The organism is Pseudonocardia sp. DxW, assembly GCF_058448985.1.
Window position 1 is genome coordinate 22840 of record NZ_JBZFLK010000040.1, and the last position, 6045, is coordinate 28884.

At 71.2% G+C, this 6045-nt stretch carries 11 protein-coding genes; 6 read left to right on the plus strand and 5 right to left on the minus strand.

Annotated elements, in window-relative coordinates:
• The first annotated feature begins 29 nt into the window (after positions 1-29).
• From ACVJO7_RS32660 to ACVJO7_RS32680, 5 genes are read left to right on the plus strand one after another with little or no spacing between them, the layout of a single operon-like run.
• Complete coding sequence (locus ACVJO7_RS32660; RefSeq protein ID WP_491676163.1) at positions 30-281, plus strand: hypothetical protein; 252 nt, start codon at positions 30-32, stop codon at positions 279-281.
• A 28-nt stretch (positions 282-309) separates the two neighbouring features.
• On the plus strand, positions 310-537 hold the full coding sequence (locus ACVJO7_RS32665; protein ID WP_491676164.1) for a hypothetical protein: 228 nt from the start codon (positions 310-312) through the stop codon (positions 535-537).
• A gap of 29 nt (positions 538-566) precedes the next feature.
• Positions 567-791, plus strand: coding sequence for a hypothetical protein (locus ACVJO7_RS32670; RefSeq protein ID WP_491676165.1), 225 nt, complete (start codon positions 567-569; stop codon positions 789-791).
• Between the two features lie 2 nt (positions 792-793).
• Positions 794-1102, plus strand: a complete 309-nt coding sequence (locus ACVJO7_RS32675; protein ID WP_491676166.1) for a hypothetical protein — start codon at positions 794-796, stop codon at positions 1100-1102.
• On the plus strand, positions 1102-1455 hold the full coding sequence (locus ACVJO7_RS32680) for a hypothetical protein (protein WP_491676167.1): 354 nt from the start codon (positions 1102-1104) through the stop codon (positions 1453-1455). Before ACVJO7_RS32675 ends, ACVJO7_RS32680 begins: the two co-directional genes overlap by 1 nt.
• A gap of 82 nt (positions 1456-1537) precedes the next feature.
• Here the strand turns inward: ACVJO7_RS32680 and ACVJO7_RS32685 are convergent, their stop codons facing one another.
• The 5 genes from ACVJO7_RS32685 to ACVJO7_RS32705 are packed head-to-tail and all read right to left on the minus strand — an operon-like array spanning position 1538 to position 4674.
• Positions 1538-1960: a hypothetical protein gene (locus tag ACVJO7_RS32685; protein ID WP_491676168.1), complete on the minus strand. Its 423-nt coding sequence runs from the start codon at positions 1958-1960 to the stop codon at positions 1538-1540.
• Complete coding sequence (locus tag ACVJO7_RS32690; protein ID WP_491676169.1) at positions 1957-2247, minus strand: hypothetical protein; 291 nt, start codon at positions 2245-2247, stop codon at positions 1957-1959. The genes ACVJO7_RS32685 and ACVJO7_RS32690 overlap by 4 nt, the downstream gene beginning before the upstream one ends.
• Positions 2248-2292: 45 nt before the next feature.
• Positions 2293-3441, minus strand: coding sequence for a vWA domain-containing protein (locus tag ACVJO7_RS32695; protein ID WP_491676170.1), 1149 nt, complete (start codon positions 3439-3441; stop codon positions 2293-2295).
• Positions 3438-4355: an AAA family ATPase gene (locus ACVJO7_RS32700; RefSeq protein WP_491676171.1), complete on the minus strand. Its 918-nt coding sequence runs from the start codon at positions 4353-4355 to the stop codon at positions 3438-3440. The genes ACVJO7_RS32695 and ACVJO7_RS32700 overlap by 4 nt, the downstream gene beginning before the upstream one ends.
• Complete coding sequence (locus ACVJO7_RS32705; RefSeq protein WP_491676172.1) at positions 4348-4674, minus strand: hypothetical protein; 327 nt, start codon at positions 4672-4674, stop codon at positions 4348-4350. Before ACVJO7_RS32705 ends, ACVJO7_RS32700 begins: the two co-directional genes overlap by 8 nt.
• 222 nt (positions 4675-4896) lie before the next feature.
• Between ACVJO7_RS32705 and ACVJO7_RS32710 the strand changes: the two genes are divergently transcribed.
• The coding region (locus ACVJO7_RS32710) for an IS256 family transposase (protein ID WP_491676173.1) at positions 4897-6045 on the plus strand (1149 nt) is incomplete at its 3' end.

The following is a 6045-nucleotide window of genomic DNA, read 5'->3' on the forward strand; positions in this document are numbered from 1 at the left end:
CGACTTCGAGGAAGAGGAGGACGACACCCATGACTCTCTGGTGGATCGGGAACGCGATCCTGCTGCTGGTGGTGTTCCCGGTGGTCGTGGCTCTGCTGAACCGCGTGCTCGCCGCGGTGGAGCGGATCCGCTGGGCCGCCGACGACATCCTCGCCGACGGCGGGCGGCTGGCGGGACGGCTGGAACCCGTCCCGCAGCTGCTGGCCACCACCGACGCGACGGTGAAGCAGGTGGCGGTCGGCGCCACCCGCTACGCCGGCAGCGTCGCCAAGCTGCTGTGAGCACTCCCGAACGAGGAAGGAACGCGCCATGCCCGCTGCCGCCTGGGCGACGCTGATCATCGCGGCGCTCATCATCGCCGTCACCGGACTCGGACTGCTCCGGGTCATCCTGCACCTGCGCCACGTCAGCGCGACCCTCGCCGCCCTGACCGGGGGCGTGGAGGCGATCGCGGCGTCCACGTCGACCGTGCCCGAGGTGGTCCCGTCGGTGAACGCCAACCTGAAGCCGGTCCGCGACTTCTGCGAGGCGGTATGAACCCCGGGGCCGATCTGACGGGTTGGTACGTGGGCTTCGCGATCGGGATCGTCGTGGTACTGGTCGTGGTCGCCCTGGTCGTCCCGATCCTGGTGCTCGCGCACCGGATCGGGAAGCAGGCACCGGCCATCGACGACGCACTCCGGGCGTCCGAGCGGAACACCCGCCCGCTCGCCGACCTGACCACGACGATCGATCACGCCGACGTGATCACGGCCGGCCTGCGTCGCGGCCGGCAACGACTGGGAGGGTGACGATGGCTCCGGAAGAGATCACGGCGTGGTGGGTCGCGATCATCGCAGGCTTCGTGGTCGTGATCGCGGTCGCGGCGCTGCTCAGCCTGCTGATCTGGTTCGTGACGATCATCGATCGGCGGGTGGCCGAGATCCGGGACACCCTGTCGGCGATCACCGGCAACACCGGGTCGACGGCGTTGATCCCGCAGACCGGTGACGCGGTGGACCGCGTGCTCGCCGAGGGCTTGGCGCACCACCTGTTCCTGGGACGGGTGCCGCTGGACCGGTCGGCTCCCGCGGTGCAGACAGTGGACGGAGGTGGTCGGTGATGACCCTGATGATCGTCCTGTCCGTGGCCGCGGTGGTCGCGCTGATCGCCGGGCTGGCGTTCTACCTGTTCTGGGTCGGCTCGCTGCTGACCCGGGTGGCCACCAACCTGGAGGAGTGCTCGGAGTCGGTGAGCAGGATCGACTCCGATGCCGAGAAGATCGAACCCGGTCTGCAGCACATCAACCGCTCCGGCGGGACGGTGGCCGGCGCGTTGCCGCTGCTCTACGGGTTCGCGGAGAACATCGTGAAGGGCGCATCGCCGATCGAGGAGCGGCCCGCCGTGGCCGTGCCCGCGGCCGGTAGGCGCCGGTCCCGGCTCATGGAGGCAGTGGGGTACCGGCCGGCCGGCTGAGACGCCACTCTCCGACCGCCACGGCGGCGCCCGCCCTGCTCACCGGGCGGGCGCCGCAGTGGTGCGTCCGGGGCCGGACGGTTCAGCGGCGCGGGGGCGGCAGCGGGGACGTGCTCGGCGCGTCCGAGTACTCGCCGATCCACTCGTCGCGCCAGGACGCGTCGAACCGCTCGTCGTTGCACCTCGGCTCGTACATCCCGATCAGTTCCTCGGCGATCTGCCTGCGGTGCGAGGGACCGCCGCCGGGGACGTCGAGCGTGGCGATGTGCAGGTTCCACTTCGACCCGGCCCGCTGCACCCAGCAGGGGCTGCGCCGGTGCCGGAACGGCAGCCCCTCGGTGCTCAGATCGTCGCAGTACCCGACGTAGATCACCGCGAACCGCTCCCTGGCCTCGTCGGGCTTGTAGAGGATCGCGTACACGGCGGGCACCACGGTCGGGGTCCAGCCGCCGAGCAGCCGCGGCCCGGAGAAGGCGTAGCCGGCGAGCGACCCCAGGCGGATCACGGCGCGTCGTCCGGGGCCGCGTCGGCCTCCTCGCTGAGCGCGTCCACCCTGGCGATCGGGAAGGCAGGCAGCCCGGCCTGCTCGACCACCTCGGCGAACACCGCCCTGCCGCGTTCGACGGCCTCCGGCTCGCTGTCCGCCTCGACCACGATCTGCGCCCCGTAGCTCGGCGTGCCGATCCCGCTGGCCACCCCCTGGTGGACGGCGACGGCGTCGGCCAGGTTCAGCACCTCGTCGTGGGTGATCGTCCGATCGCCCTCGGCCAGCACGCTCACACTCCAGCGCACGATCGTCTCCTCGCTACTCGCGCCGCCGGTCGCCGCCGTGTCCGATCACCGAAGTGTCGGCAGCAGCTCGGCCAGCTTCTCCAGGCTGTCCAGGTCGTGTCCCGGTAGCACGGCGTCCACGTAGGGTTCCGCCACCATCATGCCCACCGGGAGCGGTCCGCGCCGCTCCGCGGCGCCGGTGTGCGGGCTGACCCAGACGATCCGGTGGCAGAGCCTGCTCAGTCGCTGCATCGCCGTGGAGAGCACGTCGGGCGAACCGCGGTCGTGCCCGTCCGAGCAGATCACCACGACAGCTCCCCGGGCGATGCCACGCCGGCCGTAGCGGCGGACGAACTCGTCCACCGAGCTCCCGATCCGGGTGCCTCCTTCCCAGTCGACGACCCGGTCGGCCGCGCGGCGCAGCGCGTCGTCCGGGCGTCGTGCGCGCAGCGGGTCGCTCAGGTGGGTGAGCCGGGTACCGAAGCAGAACACCTCGACCCGGAACAGCGACCGGGATGCCCGCTGGGTGCTGTAGGCGAACTGCAGCAGGGCCCGGGAGTAGTCGGCCATCGATCCGGAGATGTCCAGTAGGAGCACGAGGGGGCGCATCCGCACCCGGCGCCGCCGCCAGGCCAGCTCGATCGGCACGCCGTGCGAGCGCATGCTGCGGCGCAGGGTGGACCGCATGTGCGGGACCGGCCCGGAGCGCGCCGGGCGGCTCCGTCGGGTGCGCCTGCGCGGCGGCGACAGCCGGATCGTCGCCATGATCCGGCGCAGCGCGGCCAGCTCCTCGTCCGTGCAGGTGGCGAACGACCGGGTGCGCAGCAGATCGACGTTCGAGGCGACCAGGCCGAGCTTGCCCGCCTCGTCCTCCTCCTCGTCGTCCTCGTCTCCGGGCTCGGCGGCGGGGATCTCCACCGCGCTCTCGGTGGCCGACTCGGTGGTCGCGTTCACCCGGACCAGCTCGTCCACCGGGTTGTCCCGGTCCAGGAAGAACTCGGCGAAGATCCGGTCGTAGGTGGCGAGGTCGTCGCGCCTGGTGACCAGCGAGACCCGGCCAGCCCAGTAGAGATCCACCAGGTCGGTCGGGTCCAGCGTGCCCGCGGCCGCGGAGAAGGTCAGCACGTCGCCGGAGCCGACCGTCAGCCCCTCCGCGCGCAGCCGCCGGGTGAACTCGACGAGGACCCGGACGAGATCGGTCCCCGGCCCGCTCACGTGGGTGCGGTGAGGTCGTCGAGTCGGGTCCGGACCAGCTCCTCGTCGTCGTGGTCCTTCACCACGGAGCCGAGCGTGAGCCCGGCGCTGTCCGGGCCGAGGTCCTCGCCGAGGAAGTCCAGCGTCCGGGCCCAGTCGATAGTCTCGGCGACGCCGGGGGGCTTCGCCAGGTCCAGCTCGCGTAGCCGGTTGACCGCACTCACCACCTTGCGGGCCAGCTCCGCGGGGATCCCGGGTTCGCGCACGGTGACGATCTCCACCTCGCGCTCCGCGCTCGGGTAGTCGAGCCAGTGGTAGAGGCAGCGGCGCTTGAGCGCGTCGTGCAGCTCCCGGGTCCGGTTCGAGGTGAGCAGCACCAGCGGGGGATCGGCGCTGCGGATCGTGCCGACCTCCGGGATGCTCACCTGGAACTCGGCGAGCAGCTCCAGCAGGAACGCCTCGAACTCGTCGTCGGCCCGGTCGATCTCGTCGATCAGCAGGACCGCGCCCGCGCCGGCCCGCACCGCGGACAGCAGCGGGCGCTCCACCAGGAACTCCGGCCCGAACAGCGCGGATACCACTGTATCGGGTGAATCTGCGGCCCGGCCGGTCTCGCCCTCGCTCATCGCCCGGATGTAGAGCATCTGGCGGGCATAGTCCCACTCGTAGATCGCCTGGCCGGTGTCGATGCCCTCGTAGCACTGCAGCCGGATCAACCGGCGCCCGAGCACGGTGGCCAGCGTCTTGGCCAGCTCGGTCTTCCCGACGCCGACCTCACCCTCGAGCAGCATCGGCCGGTTCAACGACAGCGCCACGTGCACCGCGGTGGCCAGCCCGCGGTCGGCGAGGTAGCCGCCGTCCCGGAGCATCCCGGTCAGGTCGGCGACCGACCCGGGGTTCGGGGCCGGGGCGTCCGGCGGACCAGGATCAGCCATCGGCGGATTCACCCGCGTCGTCGAGCAGCTCGGCCACGCTCACACCCTGCGGGTGGAGCTTGCCCTCCTCCGCCAGCTTCTCCCGCCACGCGGCCCTGATGTCGGTGTCGACCGGGGTGTTCGTGGCCTCCCCGGGGCTGACGGTCTCGGGGTCCATCCCACCGAAGCCGATCGAGCGCATGTTCCGGCAGACCTTCGGCCGGTTCGCGCGCAGCTCCTCCTCGAGCTCGTCGGCGGACTGTGCGTTGGCCGACCAGATGTCGCGCAGCACGTCGAGTGCCCGCTCGTCCCGGTCGGTGCGAGCGGTGTTCGGTGCCATGCCCGCTCCCTCCTGCGCCCTTGCACTCTCACGACTACGACCCAGCATGGTCCTGCAGCGAAGGCCCCGCCACCAGCCGTAGATAACCGATCACTTAGGTGTGTTCGCGCCGAGCAATGCTTGAGACCTGTGGATGACCGGGGAGGGGTCGTACCCTCCCGGTGATCTTGACGGTCCTCAAGCAAGGCCGGCGCGCCAACGCCGGCCGGAAGGGTACGACCCGTGCTCACAGTAGTTCCCGAACCCGACGGCGGCGACGAGTCCCGCCGTGAGCACCGCCCGGCCGTGATCGACGAACTGGTCCGCGAGGGCGCCCGCCGGATGCTGGCCGAGGCGTTGCAGGCCGAGGTCGACGACTACATCGCCCGCCACGCCGGCGAGCGCGACGAGCACGGCCGCCGGCTGGTGGTACGCAACGGTTCCCACCAGCCCCGCGACGTGCTCACCTCGGCCGGAGCGGTCGAGGTGACCGCACCCCGGGTGAACGACCGGCGCACCGATCCCGACACCGGCGAGCGACGCCGGTTCTCCTCGGCGATCCTGCCGCCGTGGTGCCGGCGCACCCCGAAGATCACCGAGGTGCTTCCGCTGCTCTACCTGCACGGCCTGTCTTCGGGGGACTTCGTGCCCGCGCTGGGGCAGTTCCTCGGCTCCACGGCCGGGCTCTCCGCGGCCACAGTCACCAAGCTGACCGAGACCTGGAAGGCCGAGCAACGCGCCTTCGCCGCCCGCGACCTATCCGGAGTGGACTACGTCTACCTGTGGGCCGACGGGATCCACGTCAACATCCGCCTCGAAGAACACAAGCTGTGTCTGCTCGTGCTGATCGGGGTCCGCGCCGACGGTCGCAAGGAACTCGTCGCTCTCGCTGACGGCTACCGCGAGTCGACCGAGTCGTGGGCAGACCTGCTGCGCGACTGCGCACGGCGCGGCATGCGGGCCCCGGTACTCGCGATCGGCGACGGGGCGCTCGGGTTCTGGGGCGCGCTGCGCGAGGTCTTCCCGGCCACGCGGGAGCAGAGGTGTTGGTTTCACAAGATCGCCAACGTGCTCGGCGCCATGCCGCGCTCCGCCCACCCTGGGGCGAAGAAGGCGCTGGCCGAGATCTGGAACGCCGAGGACCGCCGTTACGCCCTCGACGCCGTGAAGTCCTTCGAGGCCACCTACGGGGCGAAGTTCGCCAAGGCGGTCTCCAAGATCACCGATGACCTCGACGAGCTGCTGGAGTTCTACGACTACCCGGCCGAGCACTGGCAGCACCTGCGCACCACCAACCCGATCGTTATCTGGAGTCGCTCGGCGGCCGTCCGCGACGTCGTCGACGGGCACGTGAGGTCCCGGATCTTGCCTGGTGGACGTGGTTATCTCCCG

Excerpts from the sequence above, each read along its gene's own strand:
- ACVJO7_RS32660 (WP_491676163.1), top strand. The coding sequence starts at position 30 with ATGACTCTCTGGTGGATCGGGAACGCGATCCTGCTGCTGGTGGTGTTC.
- ACVJO7_RS32665 (WP_491676164.1), top strand. The coding sequence starts at position 310 with ATGCCCGCTGCCGCCTGGGCGACGCTGATCATCGCGGCGCTCATCATC.
- ACVJO7_RS32675 (WP_491676166.1), top strand. The coding sequence starts at position 794 with ATGGCTCCGGAAGAGATCACGGCGTGGTGGGTCGCGATCATCGCAGGC.
- ACVJO7_RS32680 (WP_491676167.1), top strand. The coding sequence starts at position 1,102 with ATGACCCTGATGATCGTCCTGTCCGTGGCCGCGGTGGTCGCGCTGATC.
- ACVJO7_RS32700 (WP_491676171.1), bottom strand. The coding sequence starts at position 4,355 with ATGGCTGATCCTGGTCCGCCGGACGCCCCGGCCCCGAACCCCGGGTCG.
- ACVJO7_RS32705 (WP_491676172.1), bottom strand. The coding sequence starts at position 4,674 with ATGGCACCGAACACCGCTCGCACCGACCGGGACGAGCGGGCACTCGAC.